Origin of the sequence: Burkholderia sp. lig30 (genome assembly GCF_000687455.2) — a bacterium.
Lineage (GTDB): Bacteria > Pseudomonadota > Gammaproteobacteria > Burkholderiales > Burkholderiaceae > Burkholderia.
Genome location: NZ_JGVW01000064.1, coordinates 19,694 through 38,467 on the forward strand (window position 1 = coordinate 19,694; position 18,774 = coordinate 38,467).

20 protein-coding genes are annotated in these 18,774 nt (G+C 66.0%); 1 reads left to right on the forward strand and 19 read right to left on the reverse strand.

Translation table 11 applies throughout. From position 1 onward, the window contains the following. Nucleotides 1–24 precede the first annotated feature (24 nt). From LIG30_RS08495 to LIG30_RS08540, 10 genes are all read right to left on the reverse strand, one after another. On the reverse strand, nucleotides 25–519 hold the full coding sequence (locus LIG30_RS08495; protein ID WP_038711264.1) for a CvpA family protein: 495 nt from the start codon (nucleotides 517–519) through the stop codon (nucleotides 25–27). A 7-nt stretch (nucleotides 520–526) separates the two neighbouring features. Then, the gene (locus tag LIG30_RS08500; protein WP_038711265.1) at nucleotides 527–1,336 is read right to left on the reverse strand and encodes an SPOR domain-containing protein; all 810 of its coding nucleotides are present in this window, start codon (nucleotides 1,334–1,336) and stop codon (nucleotides 527–529) included. A gap of 25 nt (nucleotides 1,337–1,361) precedes the next feature. Beyond that, nucleotides 1,362–2,672: a bifunctional tetrahydrofolate synthase/dihydrofolate synthase gene (gene folC, locus LIG30_RS08505; RefSeq protein ID WP_038711267.1), complete on the reverse strand. Its 1,311-nt coding sequence runs from the start codon at nucleotides 2,670–2,672 to the stop codon at nucleotides 1,362–1,364. Nucleotides 2,673–2,774: 102 nt separating this feature from the next. Further along, entirely contained in the window at nucleotides 2,775–3,647 is an 873-nt protein-coding gene (gene accD / locus LIG30_RS08510) for an acetyl-CoA carboxylase, carboxyltransferase subunit beta (protein ID WP_038711269.1), read from the reverse strand. 61 nt (nucleotides 3,648–3,708) lie between these two features. After that, on the reverse strand, nucleotides 3,709–4,524 hold the full coding sequence (gene trpA / locus LIG30_RS08515; RefSeq protein WP_038711270.1) for a tryptophan synthase subunit alpha: 816 nt from the start codon (nucleotides 4,522–4,524) through the stop codon (nucleotides 3,709–3,711). Between the two features lie 39 nt (nucleotides 4,525–4,563). After that, entirely contained in the window at nucleotides 4,564–5,403 is an 840-nt protein-coding gene (locus LIG30_RS08520) for a DNA-methyltransferase (protein ID WP_038711272.1), read from the reverse strand. 10 nt (nucleotides 5,404–5,413) lie between these two features. Next, on the reverse strand, nucleotides 5,414–6,607 hold the full coding sequence (gene trpB / locus LIG30_RS08525) for a tryptophan synthase subunit beta (RefSeq protein ID WP_038711348.1): 1,194 nt from the start codon (nucleotides 6,605–6,607) through the stop codon (nucleotides 5,414–5,416). A gap of 60 nt (nucleotides 6,608–6,667) precedes the next feature. After that, nucleotides 6,668–7,372, reverse strand: a complete 705-nt coding sequence (locus tag LIG30_RS08530) for a phosphoribosylanthranilate isomerase (RefSeq protein ID WP_038711273.1) — start codon at nucleotides 7,370–7,372, stop codon at nucleotides 6,668–6,670. Next, a complete protein-coding gene (gene truA, locus LIG30_RS08535) occupies nucleotides 7,369–8,181 on the reverse strand; it encodes a tRNA pseudouridine(38-40) synthase TruA (protein ID WP_038711275.1) in 813 nt (270 codons plus the stop codon). The genes LIG30_RS08530 and truA overlap by 4 nt, the downstream gene beginning before the upstream one ends. Next, entirely contained in the window at nucleotides 8,181–9,827 is a 1,647-nt protein-coding gene (locus LIG30_RS08540) for a FimV/HubP family polar landmark protein (RefSeq protein ID WP_235510249.1), read from the reverse strand. Before LIG30_RS08540 ends, truA begins: the two co-directional genes overlap by 1 nt. 366 nt (nucleotides 9,828–10,193) lie before the next feature. Between LIG30_RS08540 and LIG30_RS27205 the strand changes: the two genes are divergently transcribed. After that, the gene (locus LIG30_RS27205; protein ID WP_235510252.1) at nucleotides 10,194–10,511 is read left to right on the forward strand and encodes a hypothetical protein; all 318 of its coding nucleotides are present in this window, start codon (nucleotides 10,194–10,196) and stop codon (nucleotides 10,509–10,511) included. Nucleotides 10,512–10,812: 301 nt separating this feature from the next. Here the strand turns inward: LIG30_RS27205 and LIG30_RS08545 are convergent, their stop codons facing one another. The 9 genes from LIG30_RS08545 to LIG30_RS25185 form a co-directional block, all read right to left on the reverse strand. After that, on the reverse strand, nucleotides 10,813–11,274 hold the full coding sequence (locus tag LIG30_RS08545) for a hypothetical protein (RefSeq protein ID WP_038711278.1): 462 nt from the start codon (nucleotides 11,272–11,274) through the stop codon (nucleotides 10,813–10,815). Then, nucleotides 11,264–11,842: a nucleotidyltransferase domain-containing protein gene (locus tag LIG30_RS08550; RefSeq protein ID WP_160326686.1), complete on the reverse strand. Its 579-nt coding sequence runs from the start codon at nucleotides 11,840–11,842 to the stop codon at nucleotides 11,264–11,266. The genes LIG30_RS08545 and LIG30_RS08550 overlap by 11 nt, the downstream gene beginning before the upstream one ends. A 373-nt stretch (nucleotides 11,843–12,215) precedes the next feature. Continuing rightward, nucleotides 12,216–13,337, reverse strand: a complete 1,122-nt coding sequence (gene asd, locus LIG30_RS08555; RefSeq protein ID WP_038711281.1) for an aspartate-semialdehyde dehydrogenase — start codon at nucleotides 13,335–13,337, stop codon at nucleotides 12,216–12,218. An 82-nt stretch (nucleotides 13,338–13,419) separates the two neighbouring features. Then, nucleotides 13,420–13,539, reverse strand: coding sequence for a 3-isopropylmalate dehydrogenase (locus tag LIG30_RS25180; protein WP_083493952.1), 120 nt, complete (start codon nucleotides 13,537–13,539; stop codon nucleotides 13,420–13,422). Nucleotides 13,540–13,657: 118 nt separating this feature from the next. After that, nucleotides 13,658–14,725: a 3-isopropylmalate dehydrogenase gene (leuB, locus tag LIG30_RS08565; RefSeq protein WP_038711282.1), complete on the reverse strand. Its 1,068-nt coding sequence runs from the start codon at nucleotides 14,723–14,725 to the stop codon at nucleotides 13,658–13,660. Nucleotides 14,726–14,805: 80 nt separating this feature from the next. Beyond that, the gene (gene leuD, locus LIG30_RS08570) at nucleotides 14,806–15,456 is read right to left on the reverse strand and encodes a 3-isopropylmalate dehydratase small subunit (protein ID WP_038711284.1); all 651 of its coding nucleotides are present in this window, start codon (nucleotides 15,454–15,456) and stop codon (nucleotides 14,806–14,808) included. 13 nt (nucleotides 15,457–15,469) lie between these two features. Further along, nucleotides 15,470–16,879 (reverse strand): 3-isopropylmalate dehydratase large subunit, encoded by a 1,410-nt coding sequence (gene leuC / locus LIG30_RS08575; protein ID WP_038711286.1) that lies wholly within the window; start codon nucleotides 16,877–16,879, stop codon nucleotides 15,470–15,472. Between the two features lie 270 nt (nucleotides 16,880–17,149). Continuing rightward, nucleotides 17,150–17,728, reverse strand: coding sequence for a TetR/AcrR family transcriptional regulator (locus LIG30_RS08580; RefSeq protein ID WP_038711288.1), 579 nt, complete (start codon nucleotides 17,726–17,728; stop codon nucleotides 17,150–17,152). A 159-nt stretch (nucleotides 17,729–17,887) separates the two neighbouring features. Next, the gene (locus tag LIG30_RS25185) at nucleotides 17,888–18,745 is read right to left on the reverse strand and encodes a pirin family protein (protein WP_083493953.1); all 858 of its coding nucleotides are present in this window, start codon (nucleotides 18,743–18,745) and stop codon (nucleotides 17,888–17,890) included. Nucleotides 18,746–18,774: the final 29 nt, after the last annotated feature.

Sequence of the window (18,774 nt, forward strand, 5' to 3'; positions counted from 1 at the left end):
GTTTCGTCCTGCCCGGCCGCGTCGTCAGACGCGCACGTACCGGGCCATGCCGTCGGGCAGGAGCGCCTTCAGCTCGTGCACACCCTGTTCGACAAGCGGACGCGAAAGCGCATTGCGCCAGAATTCCTCTTTGGGCAGTTCGGTCAGCCCGGCCGCCGCCGCCAGCAATACCACCAGCAGCACGCCCCGCACGAGGCCGAACATCATGCCCAGCGAGCGATCGACGCCGCCGAGCCCGGTCGCCTGCGCGACGCGCGACAGCAGCGCATTCGCCACGCCGGCGACCAGCACCACGCCGATCACGAGCACCGCGAACGCGACCACCCACTGCGTCAGCGCGCCGCCCGGCCAGGTGGCCGGAATGTACGGCTCGACGAGCCCGACGTAGCGGCTGGCGATCGCGATCGCCGCGATCCAGCCGATCAGCCCGAAAATCTCGGATACGAAGCCGCGCCACGCACCGCGCAGCGCCGACAACACAATTACCGCCAATACAGCGTAGTCAAAAGCAGTCAGCATCGTGCGTTTACTGGGTCAGCCCCGCCTCGCGCACCTTCGCGATCGCGGCGGCAGCCGCAGCACGGTCGGCGAACGGCCCCGCACGCAAGAGTGTAGTCGTGCTGCCGTCAGCCTGCTTGCCGTGCTCGACGTAGGCGGGCACCCCCGCCGATTTCAATTTCGCGGCCCAGGCCTTGGCCGTCGCGCCATCCTTGAACGCGCCGAGCTGCAACGCAAAGCGCGCGCCGGCCGGCGCCGACGGCGTCGCGGCATCGCCGTCGTCCGCGCCGGATGCGTCGACGCTGGCGACAGCCGCCGGTGCGGGCACGGGCTTCGCCGCCGGCGCAGGCGCGGCAGGCTTTTGCGCCGCCCTGGGCGCCACGCTGGCGGTCATGTCGGGAGTGGGTGCCGGGGCCGGCCGCCTGACGGGCGGCACGGCGGCTGCGACGGGGGTATCCGACGCGGGCGGCGCCTCGTGCGCGACGCCCGCCTGCAGATCGGCGGTGTCGTCGTCACGCGGCGTGCGTGCCTGGTGTGCGGGCCGGCTCGGAATATCGATCGCGATGTCGTCGGTCACCGGCTTCGGGTGAGAGTCGAGCACCATCGGCAACACGACGACGGCGGCCACGACGAGCGCGATCGCGCCGACGAGGCGGCGGCGCGCCCGTTGCTTTTCCGGAAGGGTCGGATCAAGGAGCAGCGTGTCGGTTTCCGGGCGCTCGGTGCGGCGCGCGCGCCGCTCGACACGCTCGGCGCGACCGTTTCGCGCGCCCCCGGTACGACTGCCGCGCCGGGTGGGCGCGTCGTCGCCTTTATTGCCGAACGAGAAGATTCCCATGAATGGCTGAGTCCGAAACTGCCCGTCAGTGTTGCTGCGATTTACGATAGGCCATCACGCCCGCTACCGTATGGAAACTGCCGAAAACTACGATTCTATCATTCTCGGACGCTCTTTCGAGTGCGTCGCGGAACGCGTCGGCCGGCGACGCGAAGCGGGTCACGCTGCGATCCGCGCCATCCTCCACGCCCGCCTTGCGCAGCGCCGCTTCGAGCTGCCCGGCGGAGGCCGCGCGCGGCAGCGGCAGGTCGGTCACGCACCAGTGGTCGATCTCGCCTTTCAGGTGCTGCAGCACGCCGTCGATGTCCTTGTCGTGCATCGCGCCGAACACCGCATAGGTGTACGGGAAATAGCCCATGTTGCCGAGATTCTGCGCGAGCACGGCCGCCGCATGCGGATTGTGCGCGACGTCGAGCACGATCGACGGCTTGCCCGGCAGCACCTGGAAGCGACCCGGCAGCTCGACGTTCGCGAGCCCGAGGCGGATGTCCTGCGCGGACACCGGCAGCTGCGCGCGCAACGCTTCGAGCGCGGCCAGCGCGGCGGACGCATTGATGAGCTGGTTCGCACCGCGCAGCGCCGGATACGCAAGCGCCGGGTAGCGCTTGTCGCGACCGAGGTAGCTCCATTGCTGACGCTCGGTGCCCGGCTGCGGCGCGTAGCGGAAGTCGCGCCCGACCAGCCACAGGTCGGCGCCGATCGCCTGCGCATGGTCGATCAGCGTCTGCGGCGCAGCCGGATCGCCACAGATCGCCGGCTTGCCCGGCCGGAAGATCCCGGCCTTCTCGAACCCGATCTGCTCGCGCGTGTCGCCGAGATACTCGGTGTGGTCGATGTCGATGCTCGTCACGATCGCGCAGTCGGTGTCGATGATGTTGACCGCGTCGAGCCGGCCGCCGAGGCCGACTTCGAGGATCACCGCATCGAGCCCGCGCGACGCGAACAGGTGCAGGATCGCGAGCGTCGTGAATTCGAAATAGGTCAGCGACACCGGCTCGGCCAGCGACAGGCGCGCGCGCTCGACGGCCTCGAAATGCGGCAGCAGCGCGTCGTCGCCGACGGGCTCGCCGTTCACCCTCGCCCGCTCGTTGAACGCGAGCAGGTGCGGCGACGTGTGGCAGCCGACCTTGTATCCGGCGCGCACGAGGATGGTCTCGAGAAACGCGCAGGTCGAGCCCTTGCCGTTGGTGCCGCCCACCGTGATGACGGGACACGTGAATTCGAGCCCGAGCGCGGCCTTGACCTTGCCGATCCGGGCAAGGCCCATGTCGATGCCGACCGGGTGCGCGCTTTCGAGATGGGACAGCCACGCGTCGAGAGTGGGAAAAGTGCTCATCGGATCAATTCGTGAATCAGGACGACAACGCAAAAAAACGAAGCGCGCCGCCCGGCGGCAAAGCCGGACGACGCGCGGGCGACGGACACGCGTGACGCAGGATCAGGCCAGCGCGTCGGCCGGCTGACGCTGCAGCAGCGCGAGCAGCTGGGCGATCTCGTCACGCATCTTGCGGCGGTCGATGAGCATGTCGACCGCGCCCGTCTTCACCAGGAACTCGGCGCGCTGGAAGCCTTCCGGCAACTTTTCGCGCACGGTCTGCTCGATCACGCGCGGGCCGGCGAAGCCGATCAGCGCCTTCGGCTCGGCGATCACGACGTCCCCGAGGAACGCGAAGCTCGCCGACACGCCGCCCATCGTCGGGTCGGTCAGCACCGAGATGAACGGCAGCTTCGCTGCCGCGAGCTTGGTCAGCATCGCGGTGGTCTTTGCCATCTGCATCAGCGACAGCAGGCTTTCCTGCATCCGCGCGCCGCCCGATGCGGTAAAGCAGATGAACGGCACTTGCTGTTCCAGCGCGTTCTGCGCGCCGCGCACGAAGCGCTCGCCGACGACCGAGCCCATCGAGCCGCCCATGAACGAGAACTCGAAGCACGCGGCGACGACGGGCAGCGTGTGGATCGCGCCGCCCATCACCACCATCGCATCGGTTTCGCCGGTGTCGTCCATCGCTTCCTTCAGACGATCCGGATACTTGCGGCTGTCCTTGAACTTCAGCGAGTCGACCGGCAGGATCTCCTGGCCGATCTCGTAGCGGCCTTCCGCGTCGAGCAGGCCGTCGAGGCGCTCGCGCGCGCCGATCCGCATGTGGTGATCGCACTTCGGGCACACGTGCAGGTTCGCATCGAGGTCGTTGCGGTACAACACGGCCTCGCAGGACGGACACTTGACCCACAGCCCTTCCGGAATGCCCTTGCGGCTTTTCGGATCGGTCTGCTTGATCTTCGGCGGCAACAGTTTGTCGAGCCAGCTCATCGTATGGTTTCCTGTTCCGTGGCGGATCGGGCGGCATGCGCCCGGGCCCGCTTCATGTTGTTTATGCGGCCGTCTTGCCCGCGCCGTCCAGCGCGGCGCGCAGCTCGGCGATGAACGTCTTCAGCGCGGCGACGGCGGCCTCCGGCGCAGCCTCCTCGAGGAGCTGCACGAGACGGCTGCCGATCACGACGGCGTCCGACACCTCGGCCACCGCGCGCGCCGTCTGGGCGTCGCGGATGCCGAAGCCGACGCCGACCGGAACCGGCACACGCGACTTGATGGTCGGGATTTTACCCGCAATGCTCGAAACATCCAGATTTCCGGAGCCGGTCACGCCCTTGAGCGACACGTAATACACGTAGCCGCTCGCGATCTTGCCGACTTCCGAGATACGTTCCTCGGTCGACGTCGGCGCGAGCAGGAAGATCGGATCGATCTGCGCGGCGCGCATCCGGTCGGCGAATACCGCCGCTTCCTCGGGCGGGTAATCGACGACCAGCACGCCGTCGACGCCGGCCGCCTTCGCCTCGGCGCCGAACGCGTCGACGCCCATCCGCTCGATCGGATTCGCGTACCCCATCAGCACGACGGGCGTTTTCGCATCGCGCTCGCGGAAGCGCTTGACGTCGGCCAGCACGCTCCTGAGCGTCACGCCGCGTTCGAGCGCGCGCTCGGACGAGCGCTGGATGACCGGGCCGTCGGCCATCGGGTCGGAGAACGGCACGCCGAGCTCGATCACGTCGGCGCCGCCCTCGGCGAGCGCGTGCATGAAGTCGACGGTCTTCGCCGGATCGGGATCACCCGCGGTGATGAACGGGATCAGGCCCTTGCGGCCTTGTTCGGCGAGCGCGGCGAAGGTCTGCTTGATACGGGACATGGCAATTTTCCTCGATTCGTTCGCGATCGGCGGCGGGCATCACGCATCCGCCGGCGCGGCAAGCGCGGCGACGCGCTCGCGCGCGATCGCGCAATAGCTTTCGTTGATCTCATAGCCGACGAAGTCGCGCCCCTGACGCGCGCAGGCCACCGCCGTCGTGCCGCTGCCCATGAACGGATCGAGCACGCGGCCGCCCGGCGGGCAGCTCGCGAGCACCATCCGCTCGATGATCTCGAGCGGCTTCTGGGTCGGATGGTCGACGCGCTCCGCGTGCTGCCGGTGCAGGCGCGAGACGGACCAGACGTCCTTCGGGTTATAGCCCATCTCCAGCCACTTGCTGCCTTCGAACAGCTTGCGCGAGCGGGCCTTCTTCGTGTCGGCGTCGTACGGGATGCGGACCGGATCGAGATCGAAGTAATACGCTTTCGATACCGCGAAAAAACCGATGTTGTCGTGCACCGACGTGAAGCGGCGCGTCGTGCCGCCCATGCTCGGCACGCGCCGGTCCCAGATGATCTCGTTGATCATCGTGAGCTTCGTCTTCAGGAAGCTGAAGATCTCCGGCGCATACTGCCACGTGCAGAACACGTACAGCGACCCGCTCGGCTTGAGCTTCGGGATCGCCAGCTCGAGCCATTCGCACGTCCAGGCGAGGTGTTCTTCGCCCGAGCGCTTGTCGGAATCGTTGCCGTAATCCTTGCCGAGCCCGTAAGGCGGATCGGCGACGATCAGGTCGATCGACGCGTCGGGCAGGCGCGCGGCTTCGGTCAGGAAATCGCGGTTGAAGAGTTCGATGCCGGCGGGCAGCGCGCGCGGCGCGGCGACGGCAGCCGCCGCCCCCGCTTCGCTGGCCGCCGGATCTTCGATCAGGTCTCGCATCGGCGGGCTGTCAGAGTACGATGCCCGATCGCTCGGCGACCGTGTGCATGTCCTTGTCGCCGCGGCCCGACAGGTTGACGAGCAGGATCTTGTCCTTCGGCAGGGTCGGCGCGAGCTTGAGCGCATACGCGATCGCGTGGCTCGATTCGAGCGCCGGGATGATCCCTTCGATCCGGCAGCAATCGTGGAACGCCTTCAGCGCCTCGTCGTCGGTGATCGCGACGTACTGCGCGCGGCCGCTGTCCTTCAGCCATGCGTGCTCCGGGCCCACGCCCGGATAGTCGAGGCCTGCCGACACCGAATGCGTCTCGATGATCTGGCCGTTCTCGTCCTGCAGCAGGTACGTGCGGTTGCCGTGCAGCACGCCCGGGCTGCCGGCGATCAGCGACGCCGCGTGGTGGCCCGTCTCCAGACCGTCGCCCGCCGCCTCGACGCCGATCAGCTGCACCGACGCGTCGTCGATATACGGATAGAAGATGCCCATCGCGTTCGAGCCGCCGCCGACGCACGCGATCACCGTATCCGGCTGCCGGCCGGCGAGCTCGGGCATCTGCACCTTGCACTCGTCGCCGATCACGCGCTGGAAGTCGCGCACCATCATCGGATACGGGTGCGGGCCCGCGACCGTGCCGATGATGTAGAACGTGTTCTCGATGTTGGTGACCCAGTCGCGCATCGCCTCGTTGAGCGCGTCCTTCAGCGTGCGCGAGCCGGATTCGACCGGCACGACGGTCGCGCCGAGCAGCTTCATCCGGTAGACGTTGGACGCCTGGCGGCGCACGTCCTCTGCGCCCATGTAGACGACGCATTCCATCCCGAAGCGCGCGCAGATCGTCGCGGTCGCGACGCCGTGCTGGCCCGCGCCGGTCTCGGCGATCACGCGGGTCTTGCCCATCCGCTTCGCGAGCAGCGCCTGGCCGATCACGTTGTTGATCTTGTGCGCGCCGGTGTGGTTCAGGTCTTCGCGCTTCAGGTAGATCTGCGCGCCGCCGAGCGTGTCGCTCCAGCGCTGCGCGTGATAGATCGGCGAAGGCCGGCCGACGAAGTGCTTGAGCTCGCGCTGGAATTCGGCGACGAAATCGGGATCGTTCTGGAATTTCGCGTAGGCGGCGCGCAACTCGTCCAGCGCGTGGATCAGCGTCTCCGCAACGAATACGCCGCCATAGGGGCCGAAATGGCCATGATCGTCAGGCAAGTTGTACATGATGTCGCTCTCATTCGGACGGTGCGCGCCCTGCTCCAGGCGGCCGCGCACCGGCTTGCATCACCCGGCGTCCGCCGCGCGCACCGCGCGCACGAACGCCGCCATCCGGGCGTGATCCTTCACGCCCTTTGCGCCCGGCACTTCGATGCCGCTCGAGACATCGACCGCAAACGGACGCAGCTGACGGATCGCATCACCGACGTTTTGCGCGTTCAACCCACCACTCAAAACGGCCCGACGCGCGAGCTCTGCAGGAATAAGTGACCAATCGAAGACCTTGCCGCTGCCGCCGTAGTCGGGCACGAGAGTGTCGAACAGGAGGCCGCGCGCTTTCGAATAATGAAGTGACGATTCTACCAAATCGGCCGACTGCGTCGAGGGCCCGACGCGCACCGCGCGCAGCCACGGCAGCCGGGCCGCGCGGCCGAGCGCGTCGCACTGCCCGGGGGTTTCGTCGCCGTGGAACTGCAGCAGCGTCAGCGGCACGTCGCGCACCACCGCCTCGATCTCGTCGACGGTCGCGTTCACGAACAGGCCGACCACCGACACGAACGGCGGCGCAAGCCGCGCCAGTTCGGCCGCCTGCGCGATCGTCACCGCGCGCGGGCTTTTCGGGTAGAACACGAGGCCGATCGCGTCGGCGCCGAGTGCCGCCGCGTGCTGGACATCCTCGGCGCGCGACAGGCCGCACAGCTTGATGCGCGTGCGTTGCGGCAACGCCGCGTCATCGGGCGCGGCAGTCGAAGGGAAAGCGTTGTCGGTCATGACTGTCGATCCAGGTCGGCCCATACGTCGCTCCACGGCACGCTGCCGAGCTGCGCGGGCGGGACGGCGAATTCCGCCGGATAGCCGACGTGGGCGAGATACAGCCCGTCGGCCATGAAAGTCGGCGCGGCGCGGTTGCGGTCGCGGCCGGCCAGCACGTCCGAGATCCACGCCGCCGGATAGCGCCCGCGCCCGACGGCGACGAGGCAGCCCATCAGGTTGCGAACCATGTGGTGCAGGAACGCATTGGCCCGGAACCGGAAATGAATGAAGTGCCCGGCGCGCCGGATGTCGATCTGATACAGGTGTTTGACCGGCGTCTTCGACTGGCATTCCGACGACCGGAACGCGGAAAAGTCGTGCTCGCCGATCAGCAGCGCCGCCGCCTCGCGCATCGCGTCATCGTCGAGCGGCGTGTGGATCCAGCCGGCCCGCGCCGCGAGCATCGGCGAACGCACCGGATGCACGTACAGCGCGTAGTAATAGGTGCGTTCGAACGCCGAGAAACGCGCATGGAATGCTTCCGGCATCGGCTTGGCCCACTGCACCGACACCGTCGACGGCAGGAACGCGTTCGTGCCGCGCACCCACGAAAAGTCCGCGCGGTCCAGCTCCGTGTCGAAGTGGACGACCTGGCCGAGCCCGTGCACGCCGGTGTCGGTGCGCCCTGCCACCGTGGTGTGCAGCGGCGCTTGCGCGAACTTGGCCAGCGCGCGCTCGAGCGCATCCTGGACCGTCTTGCCGTGCGGCTGCGATTGCCAGCCGCAAAACGCGGCACCGTCGTACTGAATGCCCAGCGCGATCCGCATCACGACGCGTCCGCCAGCTTCGTCATCAATGCGCGCGCGTCGTCGCGCGTGCCGGCGTCGCTCGCGTCGAGCACCTCCTGCAGCAGCGTCCGCGCGCCGGACAAGTCACCCAGCTCCACATATTCGCTCGCGAGATCCAGCTTGTTGCGCGCGATTTTCGCCAGTTCCGCCGGCGTGAACGCAGGCAGCACGGCGCCCGGCACCGACGGCAGGTCGAGATCGAAGTCGAGCTTCAGCACGCCGAATTGCGCGCCGCCCAGCGGCGGCAGCACCGACGGACGGTTGGCTGCGCCGTCGCCGTTGCCGGTGAACGGCCTGATTCCGTCATCGTCCAGCGGGCCGCCCTCCTGCTCGGCATCGTGCAGCGAAGCGGATGCATGATCCGCAACGGGCGGATGTGAAGAGGCTAGACCGTTAGTTGCATTTTTTTCATCAATGGAAAGCCCGCCCGAAATGGACGCGTCGCTCTCCAATGCCGACGGCTCACTCGCCGTGCGCGGCGGCAACGGCATGTCGAGGCTGTCGAGCGCCTCGATCGCATCGTGAGGAAACGCCTGCTGCGCATCGGCAGCGGACGGTGCGGACGACTGCCCGGCGGGCACGTCGTCGATTGCGCCCTGGACTAGCGGCTCGTTGTGAATCTCCATTACCTGTTGCTCGTCCTGCTGTTGCTTATCCTGCTGTTGCTCGGGTTTCGGTTGCTCGGGTTTCGGTTGCTCGACCCTCGGTTGCTCGATTCGCGGCTGCTCCATCTCCAGCCGTTCGGCCCTCGGCTGCTCAATCTTCGATTGCTCGGCCTTCGATTGCTCGACCTCCGGCTGCGTGGGCCGCTGTTGCACGGACACGAATGCGACCTCGCGCGCGGGAACCGGCAGCGGATCGGCAGCGGATTGTGCCGCAAACGCGTCCGCCGCGACGCCAGCCGCTGCCCGCTTCCCGGCCGTTACCGGTGCGCGCGCGATAGATGCATCCTGCGCGCCCGATGCCTCGGGTTGGCTCGACATTTCCGGCGCAACGGTCAGAAGCGGTTCCGCGCCACCGGCCGAGGACGGCGCGGCCGCTTCGGCCTCCTGCCCCTCGACCTGATCGGCACGACGCGCCTGCCTGCGCCTGCGCCATGCCCAACCCGCCAACAACGCGGCCAGCACGCCACCCGCGCCGCCAACCGCGCGCCAGTCGATCTGGCTCGCAATAGCCGCCAGCGAAGGCGCCGCGGCAGATGCAGCCGGGCGGGCCGCCGGCTTCGCCGCCCGGGCCGTGCCCGTCGCCCCGCCACTCGCCGGAACCCCGCTTGCCGCCGATGCGGCGGCGGTCACGGCCGCACCGGGCCGTGGCGCAGGCGCGTCGGCCTGCGAGCGGCCGCCCCCCCCCGGACCAGCAGCCGGCGCCTTGCCGATGCCGTGTTTTTGCAACTCCATCAGCACGCGGTTCTTGAGGGCAAGCAGTTGCTGCAGGCTGGACGGACGAGGTTGCGGCGCGGCCGCGGCGGGCGCCGGGCTCGCGTGAGTCACCGGAGCGGGTACGCCGGCCGGAGCGGACGGCACCCCCGCATCGCTTCCTGCCACCGGCGCCGACTGGATCGCGCCGCTCCAGACGTGCGGCCCACTCCCCCCGCCCTCGGCAGGTACCGCTTGCGCGGCGGACACGCCGACAGGCGTCGACGGCGCCGCCTTCGCCGTAATTCCGGCATCGGTGGCCGGCCCCGGATGCGCGGCAGGTGCGGCCTGCACGCCCGACGCGCCAGCCGCTGATGGTGCCGCATGCGTAGCCGGCGCGACCTGCGCGCCGGACACACCGAGCGCGGGCGATGCCGCATGCGCAGCAGGCGCGGCATGCGCTCCCGACACCGCGGGCGCAGGCGATGCGGCGTGCGGAGCGGGCGCAACTTGCGATCCTGACACAGCGGGCGCAGGCGACGCCGCATGCGAAGCAGGCGCAACGTGCGTTCCCGACACGGCAGGCGCCGACGTCGCCGCATGCGCGGCCGAACCGGCAGCGCTTGCCGATGCGCCATGCACGATCGCCGCGCCCGACGCATCGAGTGGCGGCACGGTCAGCGTCGCGCCCAGCCTGAGGCGGCTCGGATCACGCTTCATGAACGCCTGCTGGTTCGCATCGAACAGCGCGCGTCCCGCGTTGGCAAGCACCGTCGGATCGCGCGACTGCGTGACCGCGGCGGCGATGTCGTTGAGAGACTGGCCCGGCTGAACCGTAATGGCGTGCGGCGCCTGCCCGGCAGGCGCCGCTTTCTCACCGGCGCCCGTCGCCCAGACGGGCGCGGCGGCCGCGCTCAGGGTCAGGACGGCGACCGCGCCGCAAATAGCATGTGACAGACGCGACGGAAACGGAAACGAAGAGGATCGGGACATCGTTGACTCTATCGCCGCGCTGACGCGCGGCTGGAATTCGCGTTTGGGGAAATGCAAAGGTCGTCGCAGAAATGCAAAAGCGTCGCGTAAAACGCGACGCTTCGGGCGTGTCTGCGCGTCGTGACCGCGTAGTTTACTTCAGGAGGTCGAATTCAGGCCGAAATCGTCAACAAACGATGGCGCCGCCACGACATCGCGCATGCCGCCGGCGCGACACTGCCGACGAAGCCATCCTTCGCGACGCATTGGCCCGGCACGAGGATCAGGTTGTCGCAACGAGATCGGGATGATGCTGCACCAGCCAGGTCGACACGGTGGTCAGAACGGTGCTGGATAACTGCAATACGTCCCTCAACGTCTGCTCATCCACTGATTCGAAGCCGTCGTACTTGCTGTTGCGCAGGTCGAGCAGCGTTTCGAGTTCATCAAGCGTGCCTTCGCCCAAATCCAGCGCACCGGCGAGCCCTTCCATTGCGATCCGGTGGTGACCAGGTCTCGAAGAAATGCGATAGCCTTGCGCAGCAAAAACAGCCAGGGCACAGAACAGGATTGCATCGTAAGCCGCATCGAGTCGCGTCGGGCCGGACACGCTGGCGTTCTGGGAATCCTTGTATTTCTGCACAGCGGCGCGCAGTTGGGACTGGATTGTCTGCCGGTTTCTCGTGCGCTCCTGGCGGACCAGTTCCGGCTCGTCCTGAGACAAGGAAAACGGATTACGCAGCATAGTTGAACACTCCCTTCACCGGAATAACGGGGTGCGATACGACATTACTTGCAAAGCCTTCCCCATCGGCCAGCTTTTCCTCGAATTCCCTGCGTGAAACAACGGTCGCATGAATCTCGCGATGGTGCTTTCGGCCGACCGGCTTCAGTCGGGCGTTGACCTTCAGGCTGCTCAGGTGCTCCCCCAACACCAGCACATCGACGTCCGATCGAGCCAACTCCTTCCCTCGAGCGACCGACCCAAATATGACGGCCGCTTCGGCCTCTTCAGGCAGGGCGCTCGCAATGTCATCCAGTATTTCGTCGCTCCGACGGGCCATGTCGGTCAGCCCGGCCAGCAAGGGGTCATTCGCCGCTTGATAAGTGATGTGCTGGCCATGTGCGACTCGCTTCGCCAACCCGACCTCCGCCCACTTCCGCAGCCATCTGGAAACGTTGCCTCGATCGGCGCCAGCCATTCGGGCGAGCTCAACCGTGGTGTAACTGCACGTCGGGTCCTGATACAACGCGCGAAGCAGGGAAAAGCGTTGCGCCCCCCCAAACAGCTCGCTCAGCATGGCGTTCTTCATGAAATCCTCGGTGTGCAATCGACATCGGTGATGTGCAGGATACATCAACGATGCTCGGCGGCCAAGATGTTTAATGTACATCGATGATGTGCATTGTACATTCACACATCCTGTCTTCTGCTTCAGCCGGAGTGGCGGCCACAGAAGATGAAGTGCCGAATGGGCCGCTTCAGCTCTTGCGCGGCAAGCCGGTGCACGAGGGGTGTCGATGAAAGCCCCGGATGTCACTGCCCGACGACGGGGAACACCATGCGAAAAAGCCCCGGCCGCGCGAGCGGTCCGGGGCTTCCGTGTTCTCATATGCAGCCGGCTCGGGCGCGACCGGCACGGCCCGCGTGCCCGCCTGAACGGCGGACATCGCAGGCATGCGCGATCATTTGTCGAGCAGAATGCGCAGCATGCGGCGCAGCGGCTCGGCCGCGCCCCACAGCAGCTGGTCGCCGACCGTGAACGCGGACAGGTATTCGCCGCCCATCGCCAGCTTGCGCAGGCGGCCGACCGGCACCGTCAGCGTGCCCGTCACCTTGGCCGGCGACAGGTCGCGCATCGACGCTTCGCGCTCGTTCGGCACGACCTTCACCCAGTCGTTCGCCGACGCGAGGATGCCGTTGATCTCGTCGAGCGGCACGTCCTTCTTCAGCTTGATCGTCAGCGCCTGCGAGTGGCAGCGCATCGCGCCGATCCGCACGCACAGGCCGTCGACCGGGATCGAGCCCGGCTCGCCCATCGCCGGCTTGCCGAGGATCTTGTTGGTTTCCGCGCCGCCCTTCCACTCTTCCTTCGACATGCCGTTGCCGAGATCCTTGTCGATCCACGGAATCAGCGAGCCGGCCAGCGGCACGCCGAAGTGGCTCGTCGGCATCGCATCGCTGTTCATCGTGGCCAGCACGCGGCGGTCGATGTCGAGGATCGCCGACGCCGGATCGGCGAGCTGCTCCTTCACCGCGCCGTTCAGCGCGCCCATCTGCGACAGCAGTTCGCGCATGTTCTGCGCGCCCGCGCCCGACGCGGCCTGGTACGTCATCGCCGTCATCCAGTCGACGAGGTTCTCGCGGAACAGGCCGCCCAGCGCCATCAGCATCAGGCTGACCGTGCAGTTGCCGCCGACGAAGTTCTTCGTGCCGTTGACGAGCGCGTCCTTGATCACGTTCAGGTTGACCGGATCGAGAATGATGACCGCGTCGTCATTCATCCGCAGCGACGACGCCGCGTCGATCCAGTAGCCGTTCCAGCCCGCTGCGCGCAGCTTCGGGAACACTTCGTTCGTGTAGTCGCCGCCCTGGCAGGTGATGATGGCGTCGCACTTCTTCAGCTCGTCGACGTTCATCGCGTCCTTGAGCGTAGTCTCGTTTTTCGCGAACGACGGCGCCTTGCCGCCCGAGTTGCTGGTGCTGAAAAACACCGGTTCGATCAGGTCGAAATCGCCCTCTTCCTGCATGCGTTGCATGAGGACGCTGCCGACCATGCCGCGCCAACCTACGAGACCTACGTTCATGACTAACCCTTTGAATGGAGCTTCCCCGCCATTTCCGTCCCCTGCGTGACCGCGCGGGGAAACAGGCGGGCACGACGGACGATCAGCGTTTAATGAACGCTTTCGTGGTAATGGTTTTCGTGGTGATGATGGCGCGCGCACCCGCACGGGCAATCTTGCCGTGGAGTTTCAAGACCGGGGAGATCAGGGAAATCAGCGCCATCGTTTGAGTCTACACAAACCCGGTTGGCCGCACAACGGCTAATTCGGTGCGGCCGCGCAGCGCGAACGCGCCGTTTTCGCGGCATCGTTCGCGCCCTTTTGTTTCAAGCCTTCAATGCTTACAGCGCCGCGATTACCGCGTCGCCCATGGCGACCGTGCCGACCTGCTGGCAGCCCGGCGTCGCGATGTCGCCGGTGCGATAGCCTTGCTCGAGCACCTTCTTCACCGCGCGCTCGATGCGATCGGCCTGCTCCGCGCGATTCAGCGAGTAGCGCAGCAGCATCGCGGCCGACAGGATCGTCGCGAGCGGGTTCGCAATGCCCTTGCCGGCGATGTCCGGCGCGGAGCCGTGCGACGGCTCGTACAGGCCCTTGTTGTTCTTGTCGAGCGACGCCGACGGCAGCATGCCGATCGAGCCGGTGAGCATCGACGCCTCGTCGGACAGGATGTCGCCGAACATGTTGCCGGTCACGATCACGTCGAACTGCTTCGGCGCCTTCGCGAGCTGCATCGCCGCGTTGTCGACGTACATGTGCGACAGCTCGACGTCCGCATACTCCTTCGACACGTCGATCATGACGTCGCGCCAGAACTGCGAGGTTTCGAGCACGTTCGACTTGTCGACCGACAGCAGCTTCTTCTGACGCTTCTGCGCGGCCTGGAACGCGACGTGCGCGATGCGGCGCACTTCCGGCTCCGAATAGCGCATCGTGTCGAAGCCCTCGCGCGCGCCGGCGAACGGGCCGTCCGGCGCCTGGCGGATGCCGCGCGGCTGGCCGAAGTAGATGTCGCCGTTCAGCTCGCGCACGATCAGGATGTCGAGGCCCGCGACCAGCTCGGGCTTCAGCGGCGACGCGTCGACGAGCTGCGGATAGCAGATCGCCGGACGGAAGTTCGCGAACAGCTCGAGATGCTTGCGCAGGCCGAGAATCGCCTGCTCGGGACGCAGCGCGCGCTCCAGCGAGTCGTATTTCCAGTCGCCGACCGAGCCGAACAGGATCGCGTCCGCCTCTTTCGCGAGCTTGAGCGTCGCGTCCGGCAGCGGATGGCCGCTCGCCTCGTAGCCGGCGCCGCCGACGGGCGCTTCCTCGAGTTCGAACTTCTCGTCGAGTGCGTTCAGCACCTTCACCGCTTCCTTGACGATCTCCGGGCCGATGCCGTCGCCGGGCAGCACTGCAATCTTCATGCGTTATTCCTGACTGGGTAGAGTGTGAATTCCGAACGGCGGACGCACGCCGCGAGCGCGCGCCCGCCTGGCGGGCGATCTCAGCCGACCAGCTTGTGGTTGAGCCACGGCTGCTTCGCGAGGCGCTCCGCTTCGAACTGGCGGATCTTGTCGGCGTGACGCAGCGTGAGGCCGATGTCGTCGAAACCGTTCAGCAGGCAATACTTGCGGAACGCCGCGACCTCGAACGGATACTCGCGGCCGTCCGGCGCACGCACGACCTGCGCGTCCAGATCGATCGTCAGCTGATAGCCGTTGAACGCGTACGTCTCGTTGAACAGGTGATCGACCTGCTGCTCGGTCAGCACGATCGGCAACACGCCGTTCTTGAAGCAGTTGTTGTAGAAGATGTCGGCGAAGCTCGGCGCGATCAGCGCGCGGAAGCCGTACTGCTGCAGCGCCCACGGCGCGTGCTCGCGCGAGCTGCCGCAGCCGAAGTTCTTGCGCGCGAGCAGGACCGACGCGCCCTGGTAGCGCGGCTGGTTCAGCACGAAATCCGGGTTCAGCGGACGCGTCGAGTTGTCCTGGCCCGGCTCGCCGTGATCCAGGTAGCGCCATTCGTCGAACGCGTTCGGGCCGAAGCCGGTGCGCTTGATCGACTTCAGGAACTGCTTCGGGATGATCGCGTCCGTGTCGACGTTCTCGCGATCGAGCGGCGCCACGACGCCGGTGTGCACAGTGAATTTATCCATGATCGGTGTCCCGTTACCCCAGCTTGCGAATGTCGACGAAATGGCCTTCGATCGCCGCGGCCGCTGCCATCGCCGGGCTGACGAGGTGGGTGCGGCCACCCGCGCCCTGCCTGCCTTCGAAGTTGCGGTTCGACGTCGACGCGCAGCGCTCGCCCGGCTCGAGGCGGTCGGCGTTCATCGCGAGGCACATCGAGCAGCCCGGCTCGCGCCATTCGAAGCCGGCTTCCGTGAACACCTTGTCGAGGCCTTCGCGCTCGGCCTGCGCCTTCACGAGACCCGAGCCCGGCACGACCATCGCGAGACGCACGTTCGGCGCGACGCGGCGGCCGAGCTTCTTCACGACGTACGCGGCGGCGCGGATGTCCTCGATGCGCGCATTCGTGCACGAGCCGATGAAGATCTTGTCGACCGTGATCGCCTCGATCGGCGTGTTCGGCTCGAGCGCCATGTACGCCAGCGCGCGCTCCATCGCGTCGCGCTTGACCGGATCCTTCTCGCGCTCGGGATCGGGCACGCGGCCGTCGATCGACGTGACCATCTCCGGCGACGTGCCCCACGTGACCTGCGGCACGATCTCGGCGGCGTTCAGCTCGACGACGTGATCGAACTGCGCGCCGTCGTCCGACTTGAACTGGCGCCAGTATTCGACGGCCTGATCCCACTCCGCGCCGGCCGGCACGAACGGACGGCCCTTCAGGTAGTCGATCGTCGTGTCGTCGACGGACACCATGCCGGCACGTGCGCCCGCCTCGATCGCCATGTTGCAGACCGTCATCCGGCCTTCCATCGTCAGCGCGCGGATCGTCGAGCCGCCGAATTCGATCGCGTAGCCGGTGCCGCCCGCGGTGCCGATCTTGCCGATGATCGCCAGCACGATGTCCTTCGCGGTGCAGCCGCGCGGCAGCTGGCCCTCGACCTTCACGAGCATGTTCTTGCTCTTTTTCTGCAGCAGCGTCTGCGTCGCGAGCACGTGCTCGACTTCGGACGTGCCGATGCCGTGCGCGAGCGCGCCGAACGCGCCGTGCGTCGACGTGTGCGAATCGCCGCAGACGATCGTCATGCCCGGCAGCGTCGCGCCTTGTTCCGGGCCGATGATGTGGACGATGCCCTGACGCACGTCGTTCATCTTGAACTGGGTGATGCCGAAGCTGTCGCAGTTCGCGTCGAGCGTGTCGACCTGCAGCTTCGAGACCGGATCGGCGATGCCTTCGCTGCGATCGGTCGTCGGCACGTTGTGGTCCGACACGGCCAGGTTCGCGCTGTTGCGCCAGACCGGGCGATGAGCGAGCTTCAGCCCTTCGAACGCCTGCGGACTCGTCACCTCATGCAGCAGATGGCGATCGATGTAGAGCAGCGCGGTGCCGTCTTCCTCGGTGTGGACGACGTGGGAATTCCACAGTTTGTCGTAGAGAGTCTGTGCCATGGGTATGCGGGGTCCTTGTGACTACAAGCCTTGCGGATGGAGCCGATTATGCCACGCAGAGCCCGCCGCCGCGCAGGCCGGCCGAGAAAAAACCCATTAAAAACATGAGCTTGGCTGGTAGTCTCAATACCTGTATCAGGATTACCCGGCAGGGGGCGCGTCGAACTTGATTGGAAGTGAATGCAACTCTTGATTAGATCCGGATACAACATCGCGGCCTCGCCCGCCCGACCGGTACATTTCAGCGGTGACATCCCCCCGAGCCGACTGCTAGCCCAGATTTGCAAGCAGCATCGCCAAGGCGTCCTTCATGCGAGCACCGCTCGCTCCCGCCCGCACCATGACTTGCAAACCGGGAAACGCAACCGTGAATAGCCGTGCAAGCCGGCGCGCATTCTCCTTAGTGCGCACCGAACCGTCGCCCTGGCCACGAGCGATCGTCCTTGCAAGCGCATCCTCTATAAGTTGAAAATCTGCCTCGACCCGCGACTGAACATCCGGATCGTGTGGCGCCATTTCCACGGCCTGATTGACACTCATGCAACCATGAGAAAATTCAAGTTGCTCTGCATGCCCGATGATCATGCGGAAAAAAGCCTCAATCGCCCCGCGAGCATTTCCGCGCTCCAAAATGCTGTACATCTCTCGCGCACGCTCATCTCGATAGGCGTCGTATGCTGAAAGAAACAGTTCGCGCTTTCCCCCGAACGCCGCATACAGACTGCTCTTGCTCAGCCCTGTAGCGGCAAGCAGGTCGCTCAGCGAAGTGGCCTCGTAGCCCTTGTTCCAAAATACGGCCATTGCCCGATGTAGCGTTTCATCGGTGTCGAATTGTTGCACCCGTCCCATGCATTTCTTCCTGCGAGCAAAGCGTCATTTTTCCGGACTGAACAGTCCCGTTCGATCAATGTAGCAGGTGCACGTAAGTGGGGCAAGGCTGCCGATTTGCCACTGCCGATCGATGCTAGCGCGGCTGGGCCGCGCTGCCATCATGCATCAAACCTATAATTATTGCGCCGCCCCTACTGGTTGCAATCGCCCCATTTCGCCCGCATTGAACCGTGCCACAGCGTCAGCCAGTTGTCCCACCGAATTCATAATAAAGGGACCATGCATGACTAGCGGCTCCGTGAGTGCCGGCCCTGCCAGGACGAGCATGCGTGTTGACGCTTGCGGCATCAAATGAAGCAAGGCGGGGGCATCGCTCCGCAATCCTACTGCATCCCCACGACGCAAGGCGATTTGCTTACCTGCCGCATCTACCTGAAGCATTCCTTCCAGCACATAAAGAATGGTATTCCAGTTGCCACGAAGCGGCAGTTGGCCCGGAACGTTCCATGTGCCATCAAGTAGCTGAAAAGGTTCAGCCGGCATGAGAGGCGAATATATCCCGTCGTAGTCGCCGACAACTACGCGAACGCGGTTTGCACTGTCGTCACCGGCCACTGGAATATCGTCTCGCTTGACCCAAAACACCTTCGGATTGAGTTGCTTATTCGCGGCACTCAGATTGACAAAGCGTTGAATACCATGGACCTCGCGACCGTTCTCAGCGGGAAACTCGTCATGCACCACACCGCAGCCCGCTTGCGTCCAGATGACATCCCCCGGAGCAGCCACGAAGTCGTGCCCCAGGGAGTCTCGGTTACGCATAGCCCCGGCGGAATCCTCGAACAAGTATGAGATCGCAGAAAAACCCGCGTGGGGATGCGGCGAAAATGTCGGTCCGCGCATCCTGAAATGATCAAGACCCACGACTGGATTGATAAAGCCCTCGAGTTCACGCAGATCGATACGAGCCGCTGCAAAATTCGTACCTCGCGGCGACATCTGATTATGGGTGAGTGAGGAAACGTGTACGGCCATATTCAATACCTGCTATTCGGGCGCGAGGC

What these genes read in the sequence shown, in the direction of transcription:
- LIG30_RS08495 (WP_038711264.1), bottom strand. Translation starts at nt 519, where the DNA reads ATGCTGACTGCTTTTGACTACGCTGTATTGGCGGTAATTGTGTTGTCG.
- LIG30_RS08500 (WP_038711265.1), bottom strand. Translation starts at nt 1,336, where the DNA reads ATGGGAATCTTCTCGTTCGGCAATAAAGGCGACGACGCGCCCACCCGG.
- folC (WP_038711267.1), bottom strand. Translation starts at nt 2,672, where the DNA reads ATGAGCACTTTTCCCACTCTCGACGCGTGGCTGTCCCATCTCGAAAGC.
- accD (WP_038711269.1), bottom strand. Translation starts at nt 3,647, where the DNA reads ATGAGCTGGCTCGACAAACTGTTGCCGCCGAAGATCAAGCAGACCGAT.
- trpA (WP_038711270.1), bottom strand. Translation starts at nt 4,524, where the DNA reads ATGTCCCGTATCAAGCAGACCTTCGCCGCGCTCGCCGAACAAGGCCGC.
- LIG30_RS08520 (WP_038711272.1), bottom strand. Translation starts at nt 5,403, where the DNA reads ATGCGAGACCTGATCGAAGATCCGGCGGCCAGCGAAGCGGGGGCGGCG.
- trpB (WP_038711348.1), bottom strand. Translation starts at nt 6,607, where the DNA reads ATGTACAACTTGCCTGACGATCATGGCCATTTCGGCCCCTATGGCGGC.
- LIG30_RS08530 (WP_038711273.1), bottom strand. Translation starts at nt 7,372, where the DNA reads ATGACCGACAACGCTTTCCCTTCGACTGCCGCGCCCGATGACGCGGCG.
- truA (WP_038711275.1), bottom strand. Translation starts at nt 8,181, where the DNA reads ATGCGGATCGCGCTGGGCATTCAGTACGACGGTGCCGCGTTTTGCGGC.
- LIG30_RS27205 (WP_235510252.1), top strand. Translation starts at nt 10,194, where the DNA reads ATGCACGATCGCCGCGCCCGACGCATCGAGTGGCGGCACGGTCAGCGT.
- LIG30_RS08545 (WP_038711278.1), bottom strand. Translation starts at nt 11,274, where the DNA reads ATGCTGCGTAATCCGTTTTCCTTGTCTCAGGACGAGCCGGAACTGGTC.
- LIG30_RS08550 (WP_160326686.1), bottom strand. Translation starts at nt 11,842, where the DNA reads ATGAAGAACGCCATGCTGAGCGAGCTGTTTGGGGGGGCGCAACGCTTT.
- asd (WP_038711281.1), bottom strand. Translation starts at nt 13,337, where the DNA reads ATGAACGTAGGTCTCGTAGGTTGGCGCGGCATGGTCGGCAGCGTCCTC.
- LIG30_RS25180 (WP_083493952.1), bottom strand. Translation starts at nt 13,539, where the DNA reads ATGGCGCTGATTTCCCTGATCTCCCCGGTCTTGAAACTCCACGGCAAG.
- leuB (WP_038711282.1), bottom strand. Translation starts at nt 14,725, where the DNA reads ATGAAGATTGCAGTGCTGCCCGGCGACGGCATCGGCCCGGAGATCGTC.
- leuD (WP_038711284.1), bottom strand. Translation starts at nt 15,456, where the DNA reads ATGGATAAATTCACTGTGCACACCGGCGTCGTGGCGCCGCTCGATCGC.
- leuC (WP_038711286.1), bottom strand. Translation starts at nt 16,879, where the DNA reads ATGGCACAGACTCTCTACGACAAACTGTGGAATTCCCACGTCGTCCAC.
- LIG30_RS08580 (WP_038711288.1), bottom strand. Translation starts at nt 17,728, where the DNA reads ATGGGACGGGTGCAACAATTCGACACCGATGAAACGCTACATCGGGCA.
- LIG30_RS25185 (WP_083493953.1), bottom strand. Translation starts at nt 18,745, where the DNA reads ATGGCCGTACACGTTTCCTCACTCACCCATAATCAGATGTCGCCGCGA.